At 54.7% G+C, this 23,145-nt stretch carries 18 protein-coding genes and 1 tRNA gene; 12 read left to right on the top strand and 7 right to left on the bottom strand.

The genetic code is table 11. The features are described from left to right. Positions 1–63 precede the first annotated feature (63 nt). The 5 genes from asnB (at position 64) to N655_RS17345 (ending at position 5,708) form a co-directional block, all read left to right on the top strand. Positions 64–2,049, top strand: coding sequence for an asparagine synthase (glutamine-hydrolyzing) (asnB, locus tag N655_RS17355; protein WP_069955807.1), 1,986 nt, complete (start codon positions 64–66; stop codon positions 2,047–2,049). After that, entirely contained in the window at positions 2,010–2,315 is a 306-nt protein-coding gene (locus N655_RS0104900; RefSeq protein ID WP_026442091.1) for an acyl carrier protein, read from the top strand. The genes asnB and N655_RS0104900 overlap by 40 nt, the downstream gene beginning before the upstream one ends. Then, positions 2,312–3,313: an NAD(+) synthase gene (gene nadE / locus N655_RS0104895; RefSeq protein WP_202900317.1), complete on the top strand. Its 1,002-nt coding sequence runs from the start codon at positions 2,312–2,314 to the stop codon at positions 3,311–3,313. Before N655_RS0104900 ends, nadE begins: the two co-directional genes overlap by 4 nt. 44 nt (positions 3,314–3,357) lie before the next feature. Further along, positions 3,358–4,914: a class I adenylate-forming enzyme family protein gene (locus tag N655_RS17350; RefSeq protein WP_162173488.1), complete on the top strand. Its 1,557-nt coding sequence runs from the start codon at positions 3,358–3,360 to the stop codon at positions 4,912–4,914. 77 nt (positions 4,915–4,991) lie between these two features. Then, a complete protein-coding gene (locus tag N655_RS17345; protein ID WP_155987512.1) occupies positions 4,992–5,708 on the top strand; it encodes an SGNH/GDSL hydrolase family protein in 717 nt (238 codons plus the stop codon). 72 nt (positions 5,709–5,780) lie between these two features. Here the strand turns inward: N655_RS17345 and N655_RS0104880 are convergent. Then, positions 5,781–5,856: transfer RNA gene (locus tag N655_RS0104880), tRNA-Thr, on the bottom strand. A 67-nt stretch (positions 5,857–5,923) separates the two neighbouring features. Beyond that, positions 5,924–6,403: a GNAT family N-acetyltransferase gene (locus tag N655_RS0104875; protein WP_238324494.1), complete on the bottom strand. Its 480-nt coding sequence runs from the start codon at positions 6,401–6,403 to the stop codon at positions 5,924–5,926. 74 nt (positions 6,404–6,477) lie between these two features. Here N655_RS0104875 and N655_RS17340 point away from each other — a divergent pair, with 74 nt between their 5' ends. Both N655_RS17340 and N655_RS17335 read left to right on the top strand, forming a co-directional pair. Continuing rightward, positions 6,478–8,904: a glycoside hydrolase family 31 protein gene (locus N655_RS17340; protein ID WP_238324492.1), complete on the top strand. Its 2,427-nt coding sequence runs from the start codon at positions 6,478–6,480 to the stop codon at positions 8,902–8,904. Positions 8,905–9,099: 195 nt separating this feature from the next. After that, complete coding sequence (locus tag N655_RS17335) at positions 9,100–11,049, top strand: sodium:solute symporter family protein (RefSeq protein WP_044933998.1); 1,950 nt, start codon at positions 9,100–9,102, stop codon at positions 11,047–11,049. Here N655_RS17335 and rsmD read toward each other — a convergent pair. After that, positions 11,044–11,607 carry a 16S rRNA (guanine(966)-N(2))-methyltransferase RsmD gene (gene rsmD, locus N655_RS0104855; protein WP_026442088.1) on the bottom strand — a complete coding sequence of 188 codons (564 nt, stop codon included), beginning with the start codon at positions 11,605–11,607 and terminating at the stop codon, positions 11,044–11,046. The two genes, N655_RS17335 and rsmD, sit on opposite strands and share 6 nt — an antisense overlap. Positions 11,608–11,657: 50 nt before the next feature. On the opposite strand from rsmD, the gene N655_RS0104850 reads away from it, so the two are divergent. Further along, positions 11,658–12,791 carry a CBS domain-containing protein gene (locus N655_RS0104850; protein WP_026442087.1) on the top strand — a complete coding sequence of 378 codons (1,134 nt, stop codon included), beginning with the start codon at positions 11,658–11,660 and terminating at the stop codon, positions 12,789–12,791. Positions 12,792–12,805: 14 nt separating this feature from the next. On the opposite strand, the gene N655_RS17330 is transcribed toward N655_RS0104850, so the two are convergent. Together N655_RS17330 and gyrA are read right to left on the bottom strand one after the other, a co-directional pair. Next, positions 12,806–13,873 (bottom strand): PIN/TRAM domain-containing protein, encoded by a 1,068-nt coding sequence (locus N655_RS17330; RefSeq protein ID WP_044933996.1) that lies wholly within the window; start codon positions 13,871–13,873, stop codon positions 12,806–12,808. A gap of 183 nt (positions 13,874–14,056) precedes the next feature. Further along, positions 14,057–16,708, bottom strand: a complete 2,652-nt coding sequence (gyrA, locus tag N655_RS0104840) for a DNA gyrase subunit A (RefSeq protein ID WP_026442086.1) — start codon at positions 16,706–16,708, stop codon at positions 14,057–14,059. A 403-nt stretch (positions 16,709–17,111) separates the two neighbouring features. Between gyrA and N655_RS0104830 the strand changes: the two genes are divergently transcribed. From N655_RS0104830 to N655_RS0104815, 4 genes are all read left to right on the top strand, one after another. Next, a complete protein-coding gene (locus tag N655_RS0104830; RefSeq protein ID WP_155987511.1) occupies positions 17,112–17,450 on the top strand; it encodes a hypothetical protein in 339 nt (112 codons plus the stop codon). Between the two features lie 64 nt (positions 17,451–17,514). Continuing rightward, positions 17,515–18,672, top strand: a complete 1,158-nt coding sequence (locus tag N655_RS0104825) for a hypothetical protein (protein WP_044933992.1) — start codon at positions 17,515–17,517, stop codon at positions 18,670–18,672. 18 nt (positions 18,673–18,690) lie between these two features. Next, the gene (gene ruvB / locus N655_RS0104820) at positions 18,691–19,725 is read left to right on the top strand and encodes a Holliday junction branch migration DNA helicase RuvB (RefSeq protein WP_044933990.1); all 1,035 of its coding nucleotides are present in this window, start codon (positions 18,691–18,693) and stop codon (positions 19,723–19,725) included. Positions 19,726–19,759: 34 nt separating this feature from the next. Beyond that, positions 19,760–20,314, top strand: coding sequence for a thioredoxin family protein (locus tag N655_RS0104815; protein WP_026442081.1), 555 nt, complete (start codon positions 19,760–19,762; stop codon positions 20,312–20,314). Positions 20,315–20,439: 125 nt separating this feature from the next. Here the strand turns inward: N655_RS0104815 and galU are convergent, their stop codons facing one another. Together galU and N655_RS0104805 are read right to left on the bottom strand one after the other, a co-directional pair. Next, a complete protein-coding gene (gene galU, locus N655_RS0104810; protein ID WP_026442080.1) occupies positions 20,440–21,315 on the bottom strand; it encodes a UTP--glucose-1-phosphate uridylyltransferase GalU in 876 nt (291 codons plus the stop codon). A 107-nt stretch (positions 21,316–21,422) separates the two neighbouring features. Beyond that, positions 21,423–23,132, bottom strand: a complete 1,710-nt coding sequence (locus N655_RS0104805; RefSeq protein WP_044935227.1) for a DUF885 domain-containing protein — start codon at positions 23,130–23,132, stop codon at positions 21,423–21,425. Positions 23,133–23,145 lie beyond the last annotated feature (13 nt).

Genomic DNA, 23,145 nt, shown 5'->3' with positions numbered 1-23,145 from the left:
GGCCATCAGTGGTGCCTTTTCTGGAAGCCAAATTGCTTGCTGATACGGGTGAGAGGCTGAATTATGTGTGGCATTGCCGGGATCATCAGCCAGGATTCCACTGCCTTCCGGGCTCTTGCACTGGAGCGCATGGTGCAGACGCTGGTTCACCGCGGACCCGATGAGCAGGGACTGCATATCGACGGTACTGCGTCGCTGGGGCACGCGCGCCTGAGCATCCTGGACCTGGCCGGTGGGCAACAGCCCATGCAGCTTCACGATGCTCCGTTGTGGATTACCTTTAATGGGGAGATCTTTAACTACATCGAACTTAGACGGGAGCTGGAGCAGAAGGGGCATTCGTTCAAGACCAAATCAGACACAGAAGTCATTCTGCATCTTTATCAGGAGTATGGCCCGGATTTTGTTCAGCGGATGAATGGTCAATGGGCCTTTGCCATCTGGGACGATATCCGGCAGCAGTTGTTTTTGTCGCGTGACCGCCTGGGCATTCGGCCACTCTATTATGCAAGCGTGGGGAGGGCCTTTCTTTTTGCCTCAGAGATAAAGGCCATCCTTACCTACCCTCGTGTCCCTCGGCAGATTGATTTGCAGGCACTCGATCAGATCTTCACTTTCTGGTGCCCGCTTCCTTCACGGACAATTTTTAAAGGCATTCATCAGCTTCCTCCGGGGCATTCCGCCATTTTGAAAGATGGCGATCTTAAAGTTTGGCAATACTGGAAGCTGCATTATGAGTGGGATGTGGACGACTCGCCTCAGGCGGCGGACCGCGCCTCTGACTTGCTTTTTGAACTGCTTCTGGACGCGGCACGGATCCGCCTTCGTGCCGATGTGCCGGTAGGAGCGTATCTGAGCGGCGGCTTGGATTCGGCAGTCACGACCGCGCTCATTACCAGATTTGTTCCGGAAAATCTGCAAACATTCTCTGTCGCATTTGAGGATGCGGATCTTGATGAGAGCCTCTGGCAGCGCGAAGCTGCAAGATTCTTTGGGACCCGGCATGAAACCATCCGCTGCTCAGCACAGGACATTGGAGAAATTTTCCCCGATGTAGTTTGGCATATGGAGCAGCCTGTCCTGCGCACGGCACCTGCTCCGCTTTATCTGTTGTCCCGGCTGGTGCGTGAGAACGGATTCAAGGTTGTCCTTACAGGCGAGGGGTCCGACGAGATACTGGGAGGCTATGACATCTTCAAAGAGGCGAAGGTGCGCCGTTTCATAGCCAGGGACTTGAATTCCAGGTTGCGTCCTCTTCTGCTCAAGAAGCTCTACCCCTATATAGAATCGGTGCAAAAGCAATCTCCTGCCTACCTGCAACGGTTTTTTCACGTAGATCCATCTGGCTTAAATGATCCTTTCTTTTCTCATCTGCCGCGCTGGACGCTTACCTCGCGTGCCAAAAACTTCTTCAGTGATGAAGTGCACTCTCAGCTTGCCGGTTATGACTGCATGTCTGAGATGCTGGATGGTCTTCCAGAAGGATTTTCAGGGTGGGACGGATTTTGTCAGGCCCAGTACCTGGAGACTGCACATCTTCTCCCCAGCTATATTCTCTCGGCGCAAGGGGACAGGGTGGCCATGGCTCATTCGATTGAGGGCCGCTATCCGTTTTTGGATTACCGCGTCGTCGAATTTGCTTCACGTCTTTCGCCCAGGCTGAAGATGAAGGCGCTTGATGAGAAACATCTGCTGAAGCGCATGGCCAAAGGGCTCGTGCCTGAGTCCATTCTGTCGCGCCCCAAGCAGCCTTATCGAGCTCCGGATGGCCGGAGTTTTGTTACCGGAAAAGCATGCAGCTATGTAGACGAGCTTTTGTCGCCTGAAGCGCTGAAGAATACAGGCATCTTTAAACCAGAACCAGTCCGGATGCTGTTGGAGAAATTCCGGTCCGGGCGGCCTACCAATGCCGGAGACAATATGGCGTTGGTTGGCATCCTCTCCACGTCACTCCTGATAGACCAATTGATTGACCAGAATCGAAAAATAGAGAGAAAGCAGGAAAGCGAATGTACGACCTACAGCGAGAACTTCGCGATTTCATCGTAACGAATTATCTGTTCGGTGACGACGCCGGGCTGACAGACAAAGATTCTTTTATCAGCAAGGGCGTAATTGATTCCACCGGTGTCCTGGAACTCGTTCTCCATATTGAGGAGACGTATCAGATCCAGGTTGAGGACCACGAGCTCATTCCGGAAAACCTGGACTCAATCGACAACCTCGTCGCCTATATTTCCCGCAAGTTGGCCCTGAAGTCGGCTTCTGCAGAGCCGGAACTTGCAGCTGCAGGTGTGAACGGAGACAAACCGTGAAGCAAACAGAGTCCATGACCTTGCTCAGCGATCCGCTGCGACTGGATGCCGAAGCCGAGGTGCAGCGTATCGAGTCTTCTATTCGGGAGATGGTCTTCAGGCGCCTGAGGCGCAAGGGTGCTGTGATCGGTGTTTCTGGCGGAATTGACAGTAGTGTTGTGGCGTTTTTGTGTGCCCGCGCTCTCGGCCCGGAACGTACCGTCCTTCTCTTTACGCCCGAGCTTGATTCTTCCAATGACAGTCTGCGTCTCGGCCAGAGCGTCGCTCAAGCACTTGGTGCGCGCGCGTTTATTGAAGACATCAGCCCCATTTTAAAAGGCGCCCGTTGCTATGAGCGGCGGGACGAAGCCATCCGCACGGTTTTTCCCGAGTATGGGCAGGGATACAAAATGAAGATTGTCCTGCCTTCCATTCACGAAGACAGCAAGTATTCCCTCTTTTCTCTCGTTGTACAGGCCCCGGATGGTACGGTCCACAAGAGAAGACTTACGGCGGAGGCTTACCTGGGCATTCTTGCCTCAACCAACTTTAAGCAGCGCGCCCGCAAGATGATTGAGTATCACTATGCAGACCGGTACCAGTTTGCCGTGGCTGGCACGCCGAATCGTCTTGAATACGATCAGGGTTTTTTTGTGAAGAATGGGGACGGAGCGGCGGACTTTAAGCCCATTGCACATTTATATAAGTCCCAGGTGTATCAGTTGGCTGAGTATCTGGGCGTCCCTGAGGAGATACGGAAGCGGCCGCCAACAACCGACACCTATTCTCTGGAGCAGACTCAGGAAGAGTTTTACTTTTCGATGCCTCTGCGTCAGTTTGACCTCTGTCTTTTTGGCCGGAACCATGAACTGCCGCCCGAGGAAATCGCCCAGTGTGCAGGACTTTCCGTCAGTGCAGTGGAGCGCGCCTATCAACAGATTGACGCGAAGCGGTCTGTCACGCGATATCTGCGCATGGAACCTCTGCTGGTGGAACCCGTGGATGAATGCGAGATTTGACCCGACGGGCCCTCGAAAACCAAAGAAGAGAAAGGAAAAGACCCTTGTTGCTCCAGTCTGGGACGCACGAAACCCAAACGCCAGAAAACGAAGCTTCTTCAAGTGTCTATGACTACCTGCTCGCCGGGAAAGATCCGGAGCAGACAGCGCTCCTCCTGCTGGATTCTGAGAAGACCTATGGCGATCTGGCGTTTGGAGCACAGTGCATGGCTTCCCATCTGCTGCAGCTAGGGTGTCGCAAAGGAGACCGCGTGCTCCTGATTGGAGAAAACGGGTACTTCTGGGTTGCGGCTTATCTTGGGATTTTGCGGGCCGGTCTGGTCTGCGTGCCGCTGCCAGCGAATGTTGATCAGGAAACACTGGCCTACATTCTCGAAGTGGCCGCGCCAAAAGCTGCCTGTGCTCCGGCCCGGGTGTTTTTGAAGAATAAGCTTTCCTTGAGCGTGCCGGTAATTTCGGATGTTCCTTTATACCGGCAGGAAGGGTCGGTCCAGCAGCAGCAAAACCGCTTCGGTTCAGATCTGGACTTTCCTGAAATCTGCCGCAAGGACCTTGCAGCTCTGATGTTCACCAGCGGTACCACAGGCAGGCCCCGCGGGGTGATGATTTCGCATGGAAACATCATTGCTAACACGCAATCTATTCTTGAATATCTAAGGCTTACCAGCAGTGACCGCATCATGACGGTCCTGCCCTTCCACTATTGCTTTGGGGCCTCTCTTCTGCATACCCATCTTCGCGTAGGAGGAAGCCTCGTAATCGATCCGCGCTTTCTGTTTCCTGAGAAGATTCTGGAGAGAATGCTTGAGACCCGCTGTACGGGCTTTGCTGGGGTCCCAAGCCACTACCAGATCTTGTTGCGTAAATCGTCGTTAAGAAAATATAGCTTCCCATGTCTCCGTTATGTGCAGCAGGCTGGAGGACATCTGGCCCCGGCATTCGTACATGAATTGCGCGACGCATTGCCCGGGGTTGAGGTTTTTCTTATGTACGGGCAGACCGAAGCGACAGCACGGCTTTCTTATTTGCCTCCGCAAATGCTGGACAGCAAGCCGGGATCGATCGGAAAGGGAATACCGGGTGTCAAGCTTCGGGTCCTGTGTGAAGGACGGGAGGCCGCCCCAGGAGAAGTGGGAGAGATTGTTGCTGAAGGCGAGAACATTGCCCAGGGTTATTGGCGCTCGCCTGAGGACACAGCGGCCGTCTTCCAGAATGGCCAGCTTCATACTGGTGATCTGGCCACAGTAGATAGCGATGGTTATATCTACGTGGTGGACCGTGCCAAGGACTTCATCAAATGCGGTGGGAACCGTGTAAGCTGCCGCGCAATCGAAGAGAAACTTCTTGAGTGTGGAGACCTGCTGGAGGCTGCCGTGATTGGCGTGCCCGATGAAATCTTAGGAGAAGCAGTGAAAGCGTATGTCGTTCTTCGTGAGGGCAAGGCATCGCAAACGGAGCTGTCTTTGCGTGAATTCTGCCTCAGGACCCTTCCATCCATGCAGGTTCCCAAAGAATTTGTCTTTCTGGATGTGTTGCCCAAAAATGCATCTGGCAAAGTGGTGAAGGCCGCGCTGCGGGAATGCAAAACTGTGGCATCGTAATGCAAAAGTTGGCCATAGCGCTCCTGTTTGTTTTACCAGTACTCTCTTCCTGCCAAAAAAAGGAACATCAGCCGGTCATGATCTCAGAGACACAATGGAAAAAGCTTGAATCTTTGCGCATTTACTTCGGTCATCAATCGGTCGGAGAAAACATACTGGACGGTGTGCGCGATATTGAAAAGCAGGCTCATAGAAACAATCTGCACATCATTTCGAGTGAGGACCCGCATCGCGTGCCGGGGCCGGCATGGATGGAATCGCATATCGGTCGTAACGGAGACCCTGAGTCGAAAAATCTGGCTTTTCGCGACATCATCGAGAAAGGATTCGGAGAGCAGGGAGGCATCGCCCTCTACAAATACTGCTTTGTGGACATTCGTCCTGAGACAGACATAAACAAAATGTTCGCAGACTACCGGGAGAACATGCGTATGCTGGCCGCACGCTATCCGCAATTGACTCTCATTCATGTCACGATCCCGCTGACGACCGTCGAGCCATCATGGAAGGCATGGCTGAAAAACCTGCTTGGTCGTCCTACCGAGCGCGCCATCGCAGAAAAACGACATCACTTCAATCAGCTTCTTCGACAGGAATATGCCGGAAAACAGCCTCTCTTTGACCTTGCAGAGGCAGAGTCCACTCTTCCCGACGGGTCTCGCGTATATTTCATCTCTCATGGGGAAAAAATCTACACTCTGGCCCCGGAGTACACGTATGATGGCGGCCATTTGAACGAAGAGGGCAGACAGGCTGTGGCCCGCAAACTTCTGGAAACACTGGCCCAGTTTTGAAAAGATTGGTCTCCGGGGCGTTTTGAGTAACAAGGCCCGAAATGCTGGGCGATAGAAAATGCCCCAAAATGCTGGAGCCGACGACCGGACTTGAACCGGTGACCTGCCGATTACGAATCGGCTGCTCTACCAACTGAGCTACGTCGGCATCATGTCAGGTGCCACTTTAGTTTATCAGAAACAGGTCGTCTGGTTATGGCCTTTCCCGGACAGGCCTAAAGCTCTTTACGCATGAAGATGGTTGCCTGGGGGTTGTCGTTATAGCGGCCACAGAACTCATATCCATGCCTGCGGTAAAAACGGACCGCGGGCATCAGATCTTTTTTCGAATCAAGGAAAAGTGTTTTATATCCACAATTCCGGGCGTATTTTTCCAAATGATGCAGAAGCGCCTCAGCAATCCCATGTCCACGATGTTCCGGACGAACATACAGACGCTTGATCTCGCCGCTCTTTGAGCGAGGGGAGAGGCGGCGCAGGGCGATGCAGCCAACAACCTCCCCCGCGGCTGAGGCCAGCCAGACCCCGGCTCCCTCTCCCGAATACTGATGTTCAAAGGAAGCTCTGTCTTCGCGCACCAGAACTCCAACAGCTTCATAGTATTCGCACACAATTTCATAAGCAGCGTCCATCTCATTCAGGGCTGCGCGGCGGATGTGTATCTGTGTCGGGTGCGTTTGCATGGGGGCAACCATATTATGCCCTGTATCGCGCCTTCCGCTACAGACTTTGTGCGGTCGTGCAGGAATCGTGACAAGTGGAAGCGCAAATGAATAAAACGATTTACAATGATGGCGCTAGATCACTCAGGAGCTTTGCGCCGATGATCCGTAGGACCGTTTTCTTTAGCATCTGTCTGGCAGTGTCTTTTTTTGCGCATACACAGACCACAGAACCTCGTGTCGTCGTGGAGCGTGGCCCATCCACCATCGTGCTGGAACCGTATGCGCCGAACGTGATTCGCGTAACGCTCAGTCTGAAGAGGGACGCTGCTTTGGCTCCTCCCGGATATGGTGTGACAGCGTCCCCTGATGCTGCCGGCTGGACGCATCAGCGCAAAGCCATGGATGAGGTGTATCAGTCGCCGCGTATGGTCGTGACGATCAAAGGATGGCGGCCGGGAAAATATCCCGTGCCCCAGTCTGTGATGGATCCTGGAAAATACTTCAGCGGCTCCACTCCTGGCGCGGACATTGTTTTTTCCACCCCAGAGGGGAAGAAACTTGCCGAAATGGATGGCTGGTCCATGTCTGTTCTGAACCACAAAGACGGCAACTCACAGCTCCTCTATGACCGCCGGCCTTCCGATCCGGAGTTCTACCAGGTTGGAGCAAGCTTTGTGTCGCCCGCAGATGAACACTACTATGGGTTGGGCCAGAACCAGGAAGGGTACCTCGATCATCGAGGGCATGTGGTCCATTGCTGGCATGATTACAATGCACCCGGCGGGCAAAGCGTATGTGTACCTTTTATGGTTACAAATTATGGCTATGGTGTGATCTGGGACAATCCTTCCAAGACCACTGTAGCCCCTGGATTTAACGATCGCACCACGTGGACCTCAGACGTGGGGGACCGTGTTTCGTTCTTTCTGATTGCGGGCAAAAATATCGATGAGATCTACGCCGGCTATCGCCTGCTGACCGGGCCCACGCCCATGCTGCCAAAGGCCGCCTACGGATATATCCAATGCAAACAAAGGTATCGGTCTCAGGATGAGGTCCTCGCTGTGGCCAGAGGCTATCGCGAGCGCCACCTTCCTGCAGATGTGATTGTGGTGGACTGGTTCTACTACACCAAAATGGGGCAGATGGATTTCATTCCTTCTTTGTGGCCTGACCCGCTGGCAATGAACAGGCAGCTTCATCAGATGGGTTTTCAGACCATGATCAGCGTCTGGCCTCGTTTTGAACCCGGCTCACGCTACTACGACTTTCTGCTGCAAAAGGGATGGTTTGAGCATCTGGCCGATGGCACCCCGACCAATGGCCTGCCTTACGACAAGGCCGGATCCGACATCGATACTACGGACCCGGATGCCGCCCACTGGTATTGGGACCGCATTCGAGAAAATATTCTGAGCAAAGGGTTTGATTCTATTTGGGCCGATGAGACTGAACCGGATCTGCCGCCCAACGGAAGTTATCTGCACATCGGGCCCGGCACAGAGTATTTCAACGTATATCCTCTGTTCCATACCGCAGCGATCTACAACGGCTTTCGCAAAGACATGCCCCATCGCGCCCTCATCCTTTCACGAGATGCCTATCTCGGGGCGCAGCGCAATGCAGCAATTTTCTGGTCTTCAGACATTACACCCACCTGGGATGCTTTTCGGCGCCAGGTCCCTACCGGGTTGGACTTCGCTGCGACTGGGCTTACTTACTGGAGTAATGACACGGGAGGATGGCAGCCTTTGCCGCAAGTGCATCATCCTGAGCACCCTCCGCTACTGGACCCCTCCGACGCACGCGAAAATGTCTATGATGACGACGATTACCCTGAGTTGTATACCCGCTGGTTTGAGTATGCCAGCTTCCTGCCTGTGTTCCGCACGCACGGCAGCCGTCGCTATAACGAAGTCTGGTCGTATGGAAAGCAGGCTGAGCCGATTCTGGAAAAGTATCTGAGGCTGAGATACGAACTGCTGCCCTACATTTATTCGCTGGGGTACCAGACTTATAAAACGGGAGCGCCTTTTATGCGTGCACTTTTCATGGATTTCCCGACGGATCCAAACGTAAGCGATCTACGCGATGAGTATATGTTCGGGCCGGCATTTCTGGTTGCCCCTGTGACGGTGCAGGGCGCAACCAGTCGTAAAGTCTACCTTCCTGCTGGATCTGACTGGTATAACTACTGGACCCGGGAGCGAATCAAGGGTGGCCAGACCATCACTGTAAACGCACCGATTGATACACTTCCCCTCTTTGTACGCGCGGGCTCGATTGTTCCGTTGGGTTCGTATATTGAGAGTACGGCGCAGCCGCAGAAGATTGTCAAAGTCAGTATCTATCCCGGAGCAGATGCCGACTTTACCCTTTTTGATGACGATGGCACCACATATGCCTATGAAAAGGGGGACGCAAAAATCACCCACCTCCATTGGGACGATGCGCATCAAAGGCTTACTCATACCGGAGCTGAGGCATGGAGCGCTCCGGACCAGCAGATTGTTTCTGTCATCACACCCTGATGCCGTTGCTGGAACGCAACAGAAGAGAAGGCTGTTGGCGGGAAAAATTTGGCTGCAGTATGCCTCCCGTCAACATCCTCAGCGAGAAAGAGAAGAAGGACTCTCTGATTCAATCCATAGAAAGTTGTTTTCTGGGGATGTAAACCTGTATATACTGCTTGCACATCCATAATTCAGCATTCAGAGAGAACCCCGATGCCGCTTACCCTGACTGACTGGCTTGTCATTGCCGGATACCTGCTTTTTAATCTGCTGATTGGTCTTTACTATCGCAGCAAGGCCAGTGGCTCCACCGAGGACTTTTTTGTTTCGGGGCGCGATGTTTCCTGGTGGCTCGCAGGTACCTCGATGGTGGCGACAACATTTGCCGCCGATACTCCGCTGCTGGTCTGTGGACTGGTAGCAACACAGGGCATCTCTGGCAACTGGATTTGGTGGAGTCTGTGCCTGAGCGGCATGACAACGGTCTTTTTCTTCGCGCGCTACTGGCGGCGCGCGGAAATCCTTACGGACGTGGAGCTGGTTGAGATTCGTTATGGCGGCAGGCCTGCGGCGTTTCTTCGCGGATTTAAGGCAATCTATCTCGGTTTGCTGATGAACTGCTTCATCCTGGGATGGGTGACGCGTGCGATGGTGGACATCATCGCCGTCGTGCTCGGTCCGGTCATAGCTCAGGGGCGCGTTCTGGAGCTCAGCATCGGCGGGCACGCGCTGATGCACTATATGCTGGGCGATCCGCGTCATACGGCGCTTGCCATCTGCATCTTCATTTTGGTGCCCTTTACCGGCCTGTATACATTTCTTGGCGGGCTGTGGGGTGTGCTGGTGACCGACCTCTTCCAGTTCGCGCTCAAGATGGCGATGATTATCGTCCTTGCCTGGATTGCAGTGGTAGACCTCGGCGGAATGCACGCTCTCAAGGTGCAGCTTTCCGTGGTAGATGCGGCCACTCGCGCAGCTGGACAGCCGACTTCCAATGTTCTTTCGTTCCTGCCCGACTTTCATGCTGGATTGGTCACAAACCATCTCTGGACACTGCCCCTGCTCACCTTCATGATGTACATTGGCGTGCAGTGGTGGGCCTCGTGGTATCCGGGAGCAGAGCCTGGAGGCGGCGGATACGTGGCCCAGCGCATGTTCAGCGCAAAGAATGAGCAGCATTCGCTGGGTGCGACCCTGTGGTTCAACATTGCGCACTACGCACTCCGTCCGTGGCCGTGGATTGTAACCGGGCTGGTGGCGCTCGCGGTCTACTCGCCGCATGGCGGCCTGCATCCCAGCGCGGCCTTTGCAGCCAATCCGCAGCAGGGCTATGTGATGGTGCTGCGCGATTATCTGCCTCCTGCGCTGCGTGGGCTTATGGTGGCAGCGTTTTTGGCCGCCTATATGTCCACAATTGGGACACAGCTCAACTGGGGCACATCCTATCTGGTGAATGATTTTTACCGCCGCTTCTGGGTCCGGCAGGGCAGCGAACGGCACTACGTCTTCGTCAGCAAGATCATTACTGTGGTTCTGGTGTTGGCCAGCGGATATGTGGCCAGCCAGCTTACTTCGATCAGCGCCGGATGGGAACTGGTTCTGAACCTGGGCGCAGGTACAGGAGCGGTCTATATTCTGCGGTGGTTCTGGTGGCGCGTGAATGCGTGGAGTGAGATTTCCGCAATGATCGTGGCCGCAGTGGTGGCAATGGCCCTATCGCATGTCCACTTCACCGGAAATGATGCAGTGGTCTTTGCCAAATCCACGCTGATTACTGCGGGAATCACCACTGTTGCATGGATTGCCTTTACTTTCCTCACCAGGCCGGAGAAAGAAGAGACGCTGCTCAATTTCTATCGGCGCGTTTTGCCCGCTGCTTATGGATGGAAGCACATTGCCCAGCTTGCTCCGGACTTGCCGCAGGTACACGACTTCGCCGCAAACGCGTTTGATACTGTGATGGGTTGCATTCTGGTGTACGGCACACTCTTCGGGCTCGGCAAATATGTTTTCGGTGAATGGATGGCCGGGACCGTGCTGCTGGTGCTGGCGGCTGTTGCCGGATATCTCATCAAGTGGGACCTCTCGCGGCGTGGCTGGGAGACGCTTTCCGGCGCCAAAATCAAAGAAACATCTGTAGTTCCTGGACGGTCTGCTTTATAACAGAGTCTTGTAAAAGCTCAAGGCCGCATCTCCCTGCGCCAGTAGGCGATATCGGGAAAGCGTGCCATATATAGGTTCCAGTGCCTGCTTACGATGGTGTTCTGCCACGACTATGGCGTCTGCAGCAAGCAGAGAGGCCATTTCTCCGCCAAGCATTTCCATCGTGATTCTGTACTGGTCCTCGGCTTGATAAGGAGGATCGAGAAAAATGATGTCGAATTTCCTCTGCATTTTTTGCAGATTTTGAAGCGCCTGCGTAACACTTCGTGCTTCAAGCTGAAAGCCATCATCAATGCCCAGTCCCTTCAGGTTTCTGCGCAGAGAGAAGATGGCCGCGGCAGATTTTTCTACAAAGACCGCGCATCTGGCCCCCCGGCTCAGTGCCTCAATTCCGTTTGCACCCGAGCCTGCATAAAGGTCCAGAAAAGCAGCGCCTTCAATCCTCGGGGCCAGCACATTAAACAGCGTTTCACGCAGACGGTCGCTTGTTGGTCGCGTATTCATGCCGCGAGGAGCAGTCAAAGTGCGTGAACGGAATTTCCCGGCAATCACCCGCATTCTCTAGATGGTAACGCCATATACAATTGAAATGACGAGGAAGAACGGCAATGCGCGGCTGGTCATTTCCGCTGGGTCGCTGGATGGGCGTAGATTTGCGCATCCATACCTTCTTTTTGTTGCTGCTCGGCCTTTGTCTGCTGGCCACAAGCCTGAATGTGCCTACCTGGCGTGCGGTTTTTCTCTGGGGAATTTTGTTACTTGCGGTCCTCGTCCGTGAAATTGCGCGCGTCATCACTGCGGCCTATCACGGTGTTCAATTGCGCAGTATTCTTTTGCTGCCCATTGGAGGACTCTTCTCTTACGCCAATCCTGACAGCGCAGAACGCGCCAGTGAAGGCAAGGTACAGACCTCGATTGCTGCGATTGGTCCTTTGACCAATTTTGCCTTTGCCCTGGCAGTAGGATGCCTCATCGCTGGGGCCTCCCCGGATGTCCCGGTATTTGCCAGGCCTCTGGTCACTCCCTTGCATCTGATGCGTTCGACCGTCTGGCTCAATGTGATTCTGGGAGCACTGAATTTCGTCCCCGCCTACCCGCTGGACGCCGGTCGGGTCCTCCGCAGCGGCTTCAGCCGCGCCCACGGCATGGTCAAGGCAACGCGTGCCGCTTCCGGACTGGGACAAGTGATTGGCCTGTTGGCCGTACTGGTAGGCATAGCGCTGCTCTTTCTTCCCGGGGCTGGACTGGGTACAGAGCTTAGTCCATGGCTCATCATGAGCGGCTTTTTTATCTTCGTCGGCGCACAGCTTGAAGACCAGGGGCTGATGTTCCAGTTTGTTGTAGACACTGTAACCATGCGTGACGTCATGCTGACCGACTTCACGACCCTCTCTCCTTCTGACACACTCGAAGATGCCTTGTCCAAGGCGATCCACAGTCTGCAGGATGAGTTCCCGGTGGTGCGCGGGGCCAACCTGGTTGGAGTGGTTTCACGCCAGGGCATCATCGAGGCATTACGTAGTGAGGGGAATGGATACGTTCAGTCCATTATGTCGCGCGCCCTTCTCGCCGCCCAGCCCGATGATTCTCTGGGGGCCATGATCCGCCGCATGGCAGGCGGCAAAATGTCGCTCGTGCCTGTCACCGAGGGTGGCAAAGTGATTGGAATCGTGACTCTCCAGAACCTGATGCATAGCATGGGGATGCTGGCCGAACACCGCAGATTGAAGCGGGAAGACTGAAAAGATTTCTGGGCTTACTTTGTAGACGGCTGGTATTCCGATTCGCCGGACACTCCCCGGACATCCGGTACATTGCGCATGGCTTCCGATCTTTGCGGGACTTCTTCCACCCTGCCAAAGATCATTTTGCCTGAAGCCGTCTGCAGAACAGAGGTCACAGAGATTTCTACCGATCGCCCAATCATGCGCCGCGCATGGTCCACCACCACCATTGTTCCATCGTCAAGGTATCCTACGCCCTGGTCATACTCTTTGCCTTCTTTCAGAATGGCCACGTGCATCTTTTCTCCTGGCAGGACAACGGGCTTGAGCGAATTGGCCAGATCATTGATATTTAATGCCTGAACGCGGTGTAGCTGCGCCACTTTGTTCAGGTTGAAATCATTGGTGATGATTTTGGCCTCCAATTTCCTGGCCAGTTCAATCAGCTTCAGGTCTACTTCGCGTACCTGGGGAAAATCATCTTTGACGATCTGTACATTCAACAGGGAATTTCCCTGCATGCGTTGCAGCACGTCCAGACCGCGGCGTCCACGCTGCCGTTTGGAAGCATCAGCGGAATCAGCCACCATTTGTAATTCATGCAGTACAAATTCGGGGACCACCAGGGTGCCATCTACAAAACCAGTTTCGGCCATGTCGGCAATGCGTCCATCAATAATGGCGCTGGTGTCCAGCAGTTTTACCGCATGTTTTATCTGCCGTTCGCTGCTGAACAGGCCGCCAAGTGCCGTCAGGTCCAGCAGGTCACCTTTACTGGCTCCTACAACGAGTCCAACATAGGACATGAGTAGGAGGACGAAAATCTGTAGAATACTGCGTGCGCTCCCCGCGGGCAGGCTGCTGGACAGCACCAGGCAGAAGAGAAAGGCCCCAAAGATACCCGGAACACTTCCGGCAACTGCGCCAATCAGACGCCGCAGGCTCAGGGCCCGCACGCGCACCTCAAAGACGATGACCACAGCGGCGATGGCAACTCCAAGCGATGCTGAAACAATCTCTGACAGCCCGAAGGGCCTGAAATAGTAGCAGGCAGCGGCAAAAATCAAGGCAAAAAGAATGCGTACAAGAACGAGGTCCATAAAGAACCGGGGCCCCCGGGGATAACATTTCGCCGCACAAGAAATCCTCTCTCGATTGGCATTGGGAGTATACGCAGAGCGCGGCCGTTTCGGCAAAGCTGATATCACGACCTGCCCGGTCCGGTGCAGCAAAAAAGGCACCGCATTAGCGGTGCCTGGACGAAGAGATTGCAGAAGGCACAGCTATTGGAGCAAGGTGCCGTTTTCTTGTTCCTGCTTGGCTTCTTCCGGAGGGATGACAACTGCGGCAGCCACTTTGTCATCTTCCTCAAGGGTCAGAAGCTTTACACCCTGGGTAGAGCGGCCGGCTTCGCGGATGGTCTTGGTATCAATACGGATAATCTTGCCGTACTGGCTGATGATCATCAGCTCTGATGTTTCATCCACGAGCTGGATGGAGGAGACCTTGCCGTTTCGCGCTGTTGTTTTAACGTTAATGACGCCCTTGCCGCCGCGCGACTGCAAACGGTATTCGTCTACGTCGGTGCGTTTGCCATAGCCATTTTCCGTCACGCTGAGAATGAGGCAGGGGCAGCTTACGCCGTTTTCGTTTTTGCGCTCCTTGGGAGTGACGGCAATGCCGACGACATAATCGTTCTTACCCAGTTCGATACCGCGCACGCCACGTGCCGGACGGCCCATAGAGCGGACGTCCTCCTCATCAAAGCGGATGGCCATACCTTCATGTGTGGCGAGAAACACAATCTGCTTGCCGTCCGTGATGCGTGCACCCACCAGCTCATCTTCTTCGTCCAGCCCGATGGCGATGATGCCGCGAGACATTACGTTGGAGAAGTCCTTGAGCGGCGTCTTCTTGACCGTACCATTGCGCGTGGCAAAGAAGATGTACTTGCCTTCTTCTTCAAGGTTTCGTACGCCAAGAATGGTACGGACAGTCTCACCTGGCTGCAGGCTGAGCAGGCTCTGAATCGATTTGCCCTTGCCTGCTGCGCCTACATCGGGGATCTCATAGACTTTGAGCCAATAGACGCGCCCTGTATTGGTGAAGCAGAGCAGATAGGCATGTGTGGATTCGACGATGAGTTGTGAAACAAAATCCTCGTCGCGCGTTTTCATGCCGGTGCGGCCCTGGCCGCCGCGCCGCTGCTGGCGATAGGTGGAAATTGGTGTCCGCTTGAGATAACCCTGGTGGGAAACTGTGACAGCAACCTGTTCGTCAGCGATAAGGTCTTCCAGTTTCAGCTCTGCCGCCTCGTCGATGATTTCAGTGCGGCGCTCATCCCCGTAGTCTTTGCGGATGGCTTCCAGCTCCTTCACAATCACAGAACGCAGCTTCTTTTCTGAGGCCAGGATGGACTCATATTCAGCAATCCGGTCGCGCACGTCGGCTAGTTCCTTCAGCAGCTCGTCAATGGAAAGCTGCGTCAGGCGGTAGAGCTGCAGTTCAAGGATGGCATCAATCTGGCGGTAGCTCAGGGTGAGCGTAGGCGCGATCAGCGTTGCCGGATCAATGGCATACTTTGCCGGATCGAGCGTGACGCCCTTGAGCGCTTGGTCACCGACGGTAATTGTTTTGCCGGAAAAGAACTGGAACAGATTTTCGCGGGCATCGGCTCGGGAATTGGATCCGCGAATGATCCGGATGACCTGGTCCAGATGGTCCAGCGCGATTTGGTAGCCAATGAGAATGTGTTCGCGTTCGCGCGCTTTGCGCAAGAGAAATGCGGTGCGGCGACGGACAACATCGATTCGATGATCAATGAAATGGCGTATAGCGTCAGGCAGGGAAAGCTCGCGCGGCTGGCCATTGACGACGGCCAGGAAGATCATCGAGAAGCTTTCCTGCATCTGCGTGTGCTTGTAAAGCTGGTTCAGGACAATCTGTGGTTCGGCCCCGCGTTTCAGCTCAATCACGATGCGCATTCCATCGCGGTCGCTTTCATCGCGAACGTCCGAAATGTCGTCGATGGTCTTATCGTTGACCAGTTCAGCAATGCGCTTGATGAGCGTGTTCTTGTTGACCTGATACGGAATCTCGCTGACGATGATCGCCTGACGGCCCTGCGTCAGGTTCTCAATGGCGCATTTGGCGCGCATCAGGAACCGTCCTCGGCCGGTTTTATAAGCCTGTGCAATGCCGCTGCGACCATAGATGAAGCCGCCGGTTGGGAAGTCTGGTCCTTGTACGTGCTTAAGGACCTCGGCCAGCCCGGCATGAGGATTGTTGACCATCTCGATGGCGGCGTTGACGACTTCCGTCAGATTATGCGGCGGAATGTTGGTCGCCATACCTACGGCGATGCCGTTTGCGCCGTTAATAATCAGATTTGGAATGCGGGTAGGCAGAACAGAAGGCTCGTAAGTCGACTCGTCATAGTTGGGGACAAAATCTACGGTCTCCTGGTCAATGTCGGCCAGCAGTTCGCCAGCAACGCGCATCATGCGGCACTCGGTGTAACGCATGGCCGCTGGAGGGTCGCCATCCACAGACCCAAAATTTCCCTGGCCGTCTACCAGCGGATATCTCATGCTGAAGGGCTGCGCCAAACGCACCAGTGCGTCATAAATGGCTGAGTCGCCGTGCGGGTGGTACTGGCCCATCGCTTGCCCGACGACCTTGGCGCACTTCGTGTACTTCTTGTTGTACTGGAGCCCCATTTCGTGCATCGTGTACAGGATGCGGCGATGCACAGGCTTAAAGCCATCACGCACATCCGGCAAAGCGCGCCCGATAATGACTGACATCGAATAGTCGAGATACGAGCGCCGCATCTCCTCTTCCACGTTGATCGGGAGGATATTGGCTGCGCCGGGGCCGATGTCGCCATTACCGCCATCGCCAAGAGGAAGTTGTGGGTTTTGTTCGTCTGCCATAGATAGATGTCACGAAAATTTCACACAGCCATCACGTCAGCAGAGACAGGACAATAGCCGGATGAAATGAATCTATCTCTATGATACTAAAATAGTTACAGGTCAGCAATCCGGGCTTAGTCTATTGGATTCAGGGGTTTGCAGGAACTGACTTGGGAGGCTTCTTTGAATTTCTCTCGTGACGGATTTTAGTTGCAATTGCTAAAGTTGATTTTAGCAGCTGAGAGGTTTGCCCCGGGCGTTGCGAACAATGGTGGGCATCCGTCTGTTTGCTGGTTTTCGGCAAATTGCAGACGGAGCACACAAGGCAGTTCCGCAGAGCGAAGGGCATACAAGTCCACAGTTGTGAAGTCCGACCAGATCACCAGCAACCTCAGGATAAAATTCAGCAAGGAAAACTGGAGTGAAAACACGAGCAACAATTTTCATGATGGTCATCATGGTCGCTGCTTCTGTACAAAGCGCAACGGCTTCTGTCCTCAAGGACCAAATTCCCATAAGCCTTAAAGCGGCAGGTCCTTCCATTCTTAGGACCGGAAACTGTCAATGTGGGACCCAGATGGAAGTAAGCATGACGGTAGCAAGCAAGGACATCGCGCCTCCTCTTGCCGGGCAAACATCTCCGACCAATACACAGAACCAGTCCCCATCTACGCATCACAGCCATCATCTGCGCAACTTAGTGATCATCGTTGTAGCGTTGACAGTGGGATGCGTCATTCTTGCAGCCCAGGACAAATAGGCGCCTAGCCTGGCCCTGCGCTGGAGATCCATGTTTCTCCTGTACACTGGCATTTCACGATACGATGCCACCTTCGACAGCACACAGCCTGCGCAAATTTCGCTTCAACCGCCCGCAACAGATTGCCGCAGTTCTGCTGCTCGTTCTTTTGGGACAGTGTCTTTGGGTGGTGCGGCGCCAGGTCCTGAGTCAGACAGATTATGAATTTGCCCGCTGCGGGCGAGAGATGTGGGAAAGACCCTCTCCGCTTGCCGGATATTTCACGACTTGCGGCAACATTCATGACGGCACGCTGGCCTATCGCGCAGCCGGGCTGCCGCTGACCATCCAGCGGATCTTTGCCGGACAGGCGTCCTCCACCTCGACCTGGGAGATGCGGCATGAGATTAGCTATGTATTACTGCTGCTGCGCTTACCATTCATCGCCGCGGGGCTGGCCCTGGGTGCATGTCTCTGGTGGGTAACGCGAAGGCTATACGGCAACACTGGCGGATACATCGCACTAGGGCTCTACTGCTTTGCCCCGCCCATCATCCATGCCTGCACCTCACCGAATAACGAAATTCTCGCAGCGCTGGGGCTTTATTCGGCCGTGTACCTTGCGATTGGCGTAGCGCATGCGATGCAGGGCCCGAAGCAGAAGTGGCGGCCGCGCATCCTGCTGTTGACGCTTGCTTTCGGATTTACGGCCGCCGCCCATATTTCGGCCTTCATCGTGGGGCTGGTTCTCGCCATTCTCTTTATGGCGTATGTGGCCGAAGGTCGCCGTTCGTATCTGCCAACTTTGCTGATTCTCTGGGTGTTGGGCGCTTTCTTCCTGCTGTTCGCTTCCTATGCTTTCCGTCCTGACGCCTTCAGCTATGTTTTCCGCAGTGCCGCAGGCAAGATGTGGTTTTCTTTGGGGTCGGCACGCGATTTGTTTCTACCTTTGCAGAATGCCGGAATCACGATTGCCGTCGCCGCGTCTTTAGGGCTGTACCTCATCTTCCGGCGCTCCCGCTATTTTGGAAATACTACACCGCTGTTGGTTTCTGCCTTGCTGCTGGTGCTGATGACTACTGGCGTGCAGTCGGAAACCTGGCTCTGGGCGGTGCCCTTTCTGCTGACGTTTGTTGGCGGTGTCTTTGCCGACATACTTGAGACCCGATATCAAAGGCTTTTTTTCTGGATTACAGGTGGAATCCTCCTCACCCAGGCCGTCCTCTGCATGAGCAGCCTGTAGCTGCTACACTCCGAAGTGATGGCAGGAAAAGAGGATCCGGAACGGCTGGTCAGTGCCGCGCGGGCAGAGGACGAAAGCTCCTTTGAGCTGAAACTGCGTCCACGCTGGCTCAGGGAATTCATCGGCCAGACAAAGATCAAGGAGCAGCTTGCAATTGCGCTTGAGGCCGCCAAGAATCGTGGCGAGGCGCTGGACCATGTGCTGCTTTTTGGCCCCCCCGGACTGGGGAAAACCACCCTGGCCACGATCATTGCCAATGAACTCGATGTCGGGTTCCAGCAGACCTCCGGGCCGGCCTTGCAGATCCAGGGTGACCTGACGGCCATCCTGACCAATCTGCGTGAGCGGCAGGTGCTGTTTCTGGACGAGATCCACCGCTTGCAACCCGTGCTTGAGGAAAAGCTCTATACGGCACTCGAAGATTACAAACTGGACATCATTATTGGACAGGGTCCGGCGGCCCGTACGCATGTGATGGACATCAAGCCATTTACCTTTGTTGCTGCTACGACCCGTCCCGGTCTGCTTTCCTCTCCGCTGCGCTCCCGCTTCGGGATTCTTTTGCGGCTTGAGTTTTATACCGATGATGAGCTGCGCTACATCATCGAGCGCTCGGCTGAGGTGCTGAATATCCCCATTGATCCGGACGGCGCTGCGGAGATCGCCATGCGTTCCCGAGGTACTCCACGCATTGCCAACAGGTTGCTGCGGCGCGTGCGCGACTTTGCCCAGGTGCGTGGTTCGGGCATCATTGACCGGCCTACTGCAGAGCAGGCGCTGAAGCTGCTTGAAGTCGATGCGCATGGCTTTGATGAACTGGACCGCCGTCTAATGAAAACCATCATCGAAAAATATGATGGGGGCCCCGTAGGACTGGGCACGTTAGCAGCAACTCTGGCCGAAGAAGAGGATGCCCTGGAAGAGGTCTATGAGCCGTTCCTGATCCAGATTGGTTTCCTCGAACGCACGCCCCGCGGACGCGTGGCGACCCGGCTTGCCTATGAACATTTCGGATTGCCACTGCCGCGCAGGCAGAACCCGACGCTTTTTTAACTGGAACTGAATCCAAAAAGGAGGAGAGACTGCCATGGCACGCACGGAATCGGCCATGCTTCCATTAGGAACACCTGCACCCGAATTTTCGCTTCCTGATGTGGTCAGCGGAAGGACGGTGGATTTGAAATCTGCCGCAGGGCCGAAAGGACTGCTGGTGATGTTTATCTGCCGTCATTGTCCCTTTGTCAAGCATCTGGAAAAGGCCCTGGCCCAGATGGGGCGGGACTACCAGAACAAAGGTATCGGCATTGTGGCCATCAGCAGCAATGACGCGGTCAATTATCCCGACGATGCTCCTGACAGCCTCGCGGTGCAGGCCCGTGAGCTGGGCTTTGTCTTCCCGTATCTTTATGACGAATCACAGGAAATCGCCCGCGCTTACGATGCAACCTGCACGCCGGACTTCTTCCTCTTCGATCAAAACCTGAAGCTGGTGTATCGCGGACAGTTTGACGACAGCCGTCCGGGGAACGATGTTCCTGTCACAGGCAAGGACCTCCGCGCCGCGATGGATGCTTTGTTGTCAGAGCAGCCCATTCATCCAGTGCAAAAGCCAAGCATTGGCTGCAATATTAAGTGGAAGTAGCACTGGGCATCCAGGCAAGAAAATTTATAGAAAAGGCCCGGGAAGCGATGGCATGTTCCCATCCTGGACCGCACTGCTTTGCGCATTCAGGACGGGAACATGCGAAGCCCCGGTGAGCGTTTCCTTCACAGAGACAGCGACTTCAGATATTCACGAAACGCCGGTCCCAGGTCGTCCCGCTTTAAGGCAAAGTCAACGGTCGCCTTCAGCATTCCCAGTTTGTCACCGGCATCATGCCGGATGCCCTCGAAGGTGTAGCCGTAGACTTTTTCAGTTTCAAGCAGGCCCTTGATACCATCTGTCAGTTGCAGTTCGCCGCCTGCACCCAGCGGGGTCTTTTCGAGCAGGTCAAAGATCTTTGGTGTGAGAATATAGCGGCCAATGATGGCATTCTTTGAGGGGGCCTCGGACGGTTTTGGTTTTTCCACCATGCCTCTGACTTCCATGACACGGGGATTTCCGGAGATCGGTTTGCCATCCAGCACGCCGTAAGCAGAGATTGCCGGCCCCTCGACAATCTGCGTGGCCAGCACGGAACCGTGGTGCTGATTGAAGACCTCCAGCATCTGCTTTAGGCAAGGGACCGGCGCATCAATCACATCATCAGGAAGAATGACCGCGAAAGGCTCATCGCCCACCAGGTCGCGCGCCATCAGCACAGCATGGCCCAGGCCCCGGGCCTCTTTCTGTCGGACATACGAAAGCTCGACCATGTTTGACACATTGCGGGTAATGGCGAGCAGTTCCTTTTTGCCCCGGCGCTCCAGTGTGGTTTCGAGCTCAAAGCTCACATCAAAGTGGTCTTCAATGGCGCTCTTGCCGCGCCCCGTGACGATGATGATCTGCTCAATTCCCGCGGCGAGCGCCTCTTCCACTCCGTATTGGATGATGGGCTTGTCTACGAGGGCAAGCATTTCTTTCGGAATGGATTTGGTGGCGGGAAGAAACCGGGTGCCGAGTCCAGCTGCAGGAAATACTGCTTTACGCACTTTTTTGTTCATTCGATGTCCTTACCTGAAGTGATGGTCCCTCACGTGACAGAGGATTGTACCGCAGAAAAGTACAGGAGGGCAGTGACTGCCCTCCGGATAGGATGCAGATTTTCTGTTCAGAGTGCAGGCGAGTTGTCCCCCAGCATCGCCTGTCGGACAATCTGAATCGGCGCGCCACCCTGCCGCATAAAGTCATCGTGAAACTTCTGCAGAGAAAAGCTACTGCCTTCCTTCTTCTGCAGGTCAGAACGTAACTTCATGATCTCCAGCTTGCCCAGAGTGTAGTAAAGATACGTCGGGTCCGAGGTGCCGCGCTTGGTTTCAACATCGGCAATCGAAGGCGATTGATAGCCTTCCTTTACAAAGAAGGCGCGCGCTTCATCCAGAGACATCCCTTCCGTGTGCATTTTGATACCGACGATAAACCGTGCATCGCGCAGCAAGGCATCCTGCAACTGCCCCAGGCGGATAAGTTTCGCTTCCCGCTCGTCTTTCGCACCTGTGCCTGGCTGGCCGTATCCTTCGTCCAGCATCATCTGCTCGCAGTAGTGCGCCCAGCCTTCGATGTTGGTGTTCGAACCGATGAGTTTGCGGACCTTGCTCAGATTGGCATATCTGGTCCAGAGAAATTGCACATAGTGTCCCGGATACGCTTCATGCACCGAGGTGCTGATAATGGTGCCGTCATTGAAAGCAGCCATGTGCTCGGCAATGTGCTCCTTCGACCAGCTTTTTTCCGGCAAAGTCACGTTGAAGTACGCCGTTGTCGAGTGCGTCTCAAACGGCCCTGGCGGGTCCATCGATGCCTGCGTCGTGGCACGCATAAAAGGCGGTGTCTCTTCCAGAGTAGGACGCACATCGGATGGAATCGTGATGATGTGGTGAGAGTTGATGAAAGAAATCAGGCTGCTGAATGTGTTCTGGAAGGTCTGCAAAAGCTGGTCCGGTGCAGGGTGGATCGTTGCCAGCTCTGCCAGCACTTCCTGAGGTGTTTTCGAGGGGTCCACTTCTTTCGCGATTCTCGCAAACTCAGCCTGGTTCTTGCGGAGGTCAGCATAGGCGATATCGAGCAGCTTGGGCAGAGGCGTGTCTACCATCTCGTCATACTGGAGCTTTTTGGAGAAAGTTTCTGCACCCAGTCGGAAGTCGCCATTGGATCGCGGAAGGACTTCCTGTTTCAGCCAGGATTCGTACTCGCGCAGCGCGGCGATGACTTCAGCGTTGGTCTGATGAAATTCAGCAATCGTCTTCGCGTCGGTGGCATCCTGAAATGCCGACGGGACGTCGGTCTCAAAAAAACTGATGAGGCCCGGGATCTGTTCGAGCGCAATTTCCGTATAGATACGCGGTGGATTCTTCAGGTTTTCCCGCGCAGCCTTCAGGGCGGCAGGCATCTGTTTTTCCCGCGAGACCAGAGAGCGCAGGCGGTCATTGGCGGGGGCAAATTTGCGCTCCATCAGCGTGAATGCGCTGGCCGTGATCCCGCTTGAATAGGTGTCCGGGTTTTTCTCCCACGGACGGATGACCTCCAGTGTCAGCAGTTTACTGCGGATGTCATTGAGGACCATCTCATAATCGCCGCGCGTGGACAGGTCGAGCTGGGTTGGGCGAAGGTCCTCGAATTTTTTCTCAAAGTTGTGCAGTGCCGCGATCTCGGCCTCGATACTGCGGCGGCTGTAGTCCTCCAGCTTCGCATCGTACTGGTGAAAGCCCACCGACGTGCCTTGGGATGGGCTGAAAGCAAATGTCACCTGGTCAAAATACTGGTCGGCCAGCGTGCGAAAGTCCGCGTTTGCGTCGGCATGTGCAGCAGTGGCTGTCATCATTCCCCCAAAAGCA

Origin of the sequence: Pseudacidobacterium ailaaui, from assembly GCF_000688455.1 — a bacterium.
GTDB lineage: Bacteria > Acidobacteriota > Terriglobia > Terriglobales > Acidobacteriaceae > Pseudacidobacterium > Pseudacidobacterium ailaaui.
This window is presented reverse-complemented; position numbering and strand designations above follow the sequence as displayed.

What these genes read in the sequence shown, in the direction of transcription:
- N655_RS0104875 (WP_238324494.1), bottom strand. Translation starts at nt 6,403, where the DNA reads ATGGTTGCCCCCATGCAAACGCACCCGACACAGATACACATCCGCCGC.
- N655_RS17330 (WP_044933996.1), bottom strand. Translation starts at nt 13,873, where the DNA reads ATGGACCTCGTTCTTGTACGCATTCTTTTTGCCTTGATTTTTGCCGCT.
- N655_RS17340 (WP_238324492.1), top strand. Translation starts at nt 6,478, where the DNA reads ATGAATAAAACGATTTACAATGATGGCGCTAGATCACTCAGGAGCTTT.
- gyrA (WP_026442086.1), bottom strand. Translation starts at nt 16,708, where the DNA reads ATGGCAGACGAACAAAACCCACAACTTCCTCTTGGCGATGGCGGTAAT.
- N655_RS0104850 (WP_026442087.1), top strand. Translation starts at nt 11,658, where the DNA reads ATGCGCGGCTGGTCATTTCCGCTGGGTCGCTGGATGGGCGTAGATTTG.
- rsmD (WP_026442088.1), bottom strand. Translation starts at nt 11,607, where the DNA reads ATGCGGGTGATTGCCGGGAAATTCCGTTCACGCACTTTGACTGCTCCT.
- N655_RS17345 (WP_155987512.1), top strand. Translation starts at nt 4,992, where the DNA reads ATGATCTCAGAGACACAATGGAAAAAGCTTGAATCTTTGCGCATTTAC.
- asnB (WP_069955807.1), top strand. Translation starts at nt 64, where the DNA reads ATGTGTGGCATTGCCGGGATCATCAGCCAGGATTCCACTGCCTTCCGG.
- ruvB (WP_044933990.1), top strand. Translation starts at nt 18,691, where the DNA reads ATGGCAGGAAAAGAGGATCCGGAACGGCTGGTCAGTGCCGCGCGGGCA.
- N655_RS0104815 (WP_026442081.1), top strand. Translation starts at nt 19,760, where the DNA reads ATGGCACGCACGGAATCGGCCATGCTTCCATTAGGAACACCTGCACCC.
- N655_RS0104825 (WP_044933992.1), top strand. Translation starts at nt 17,515, where the DNA reads ATGCCACCTTCGACAGCACACAGCCTGCGCAAATTTCGCTTCAACCGC.
- N655_RS17335 (WP_044933998.1), top strand. Translation starts at nt 9,100, where the DNA reads ATGCCGCTTACCCTGACTGACTGGCTTGTCATTGCCGGATACCTGCTT.
- galU (WP_026442080.1), bottom strand. Translation starts at nt 21,315, where the DNA reads ATGAACAAAAAAGTGCGTAAAGCAGTATTTCCTGCAGCTGGACTCGGC.
- N655_RS0104900 (WP_026442091.1), top strand. Translation starts at nt 2,010, where the DNA reads ATGTACGACCTACAGCGAGAACTTCGCGATTTCATCGTAACGAATTAT.
- N655_RS0104805 (WP_044935227.1), bottom strand. Translation starts at nt 23,132, where the DNA reads ATGATGACAGCCACTGCTGCACATGCCGACGCAAACGCGGACTTTCGC.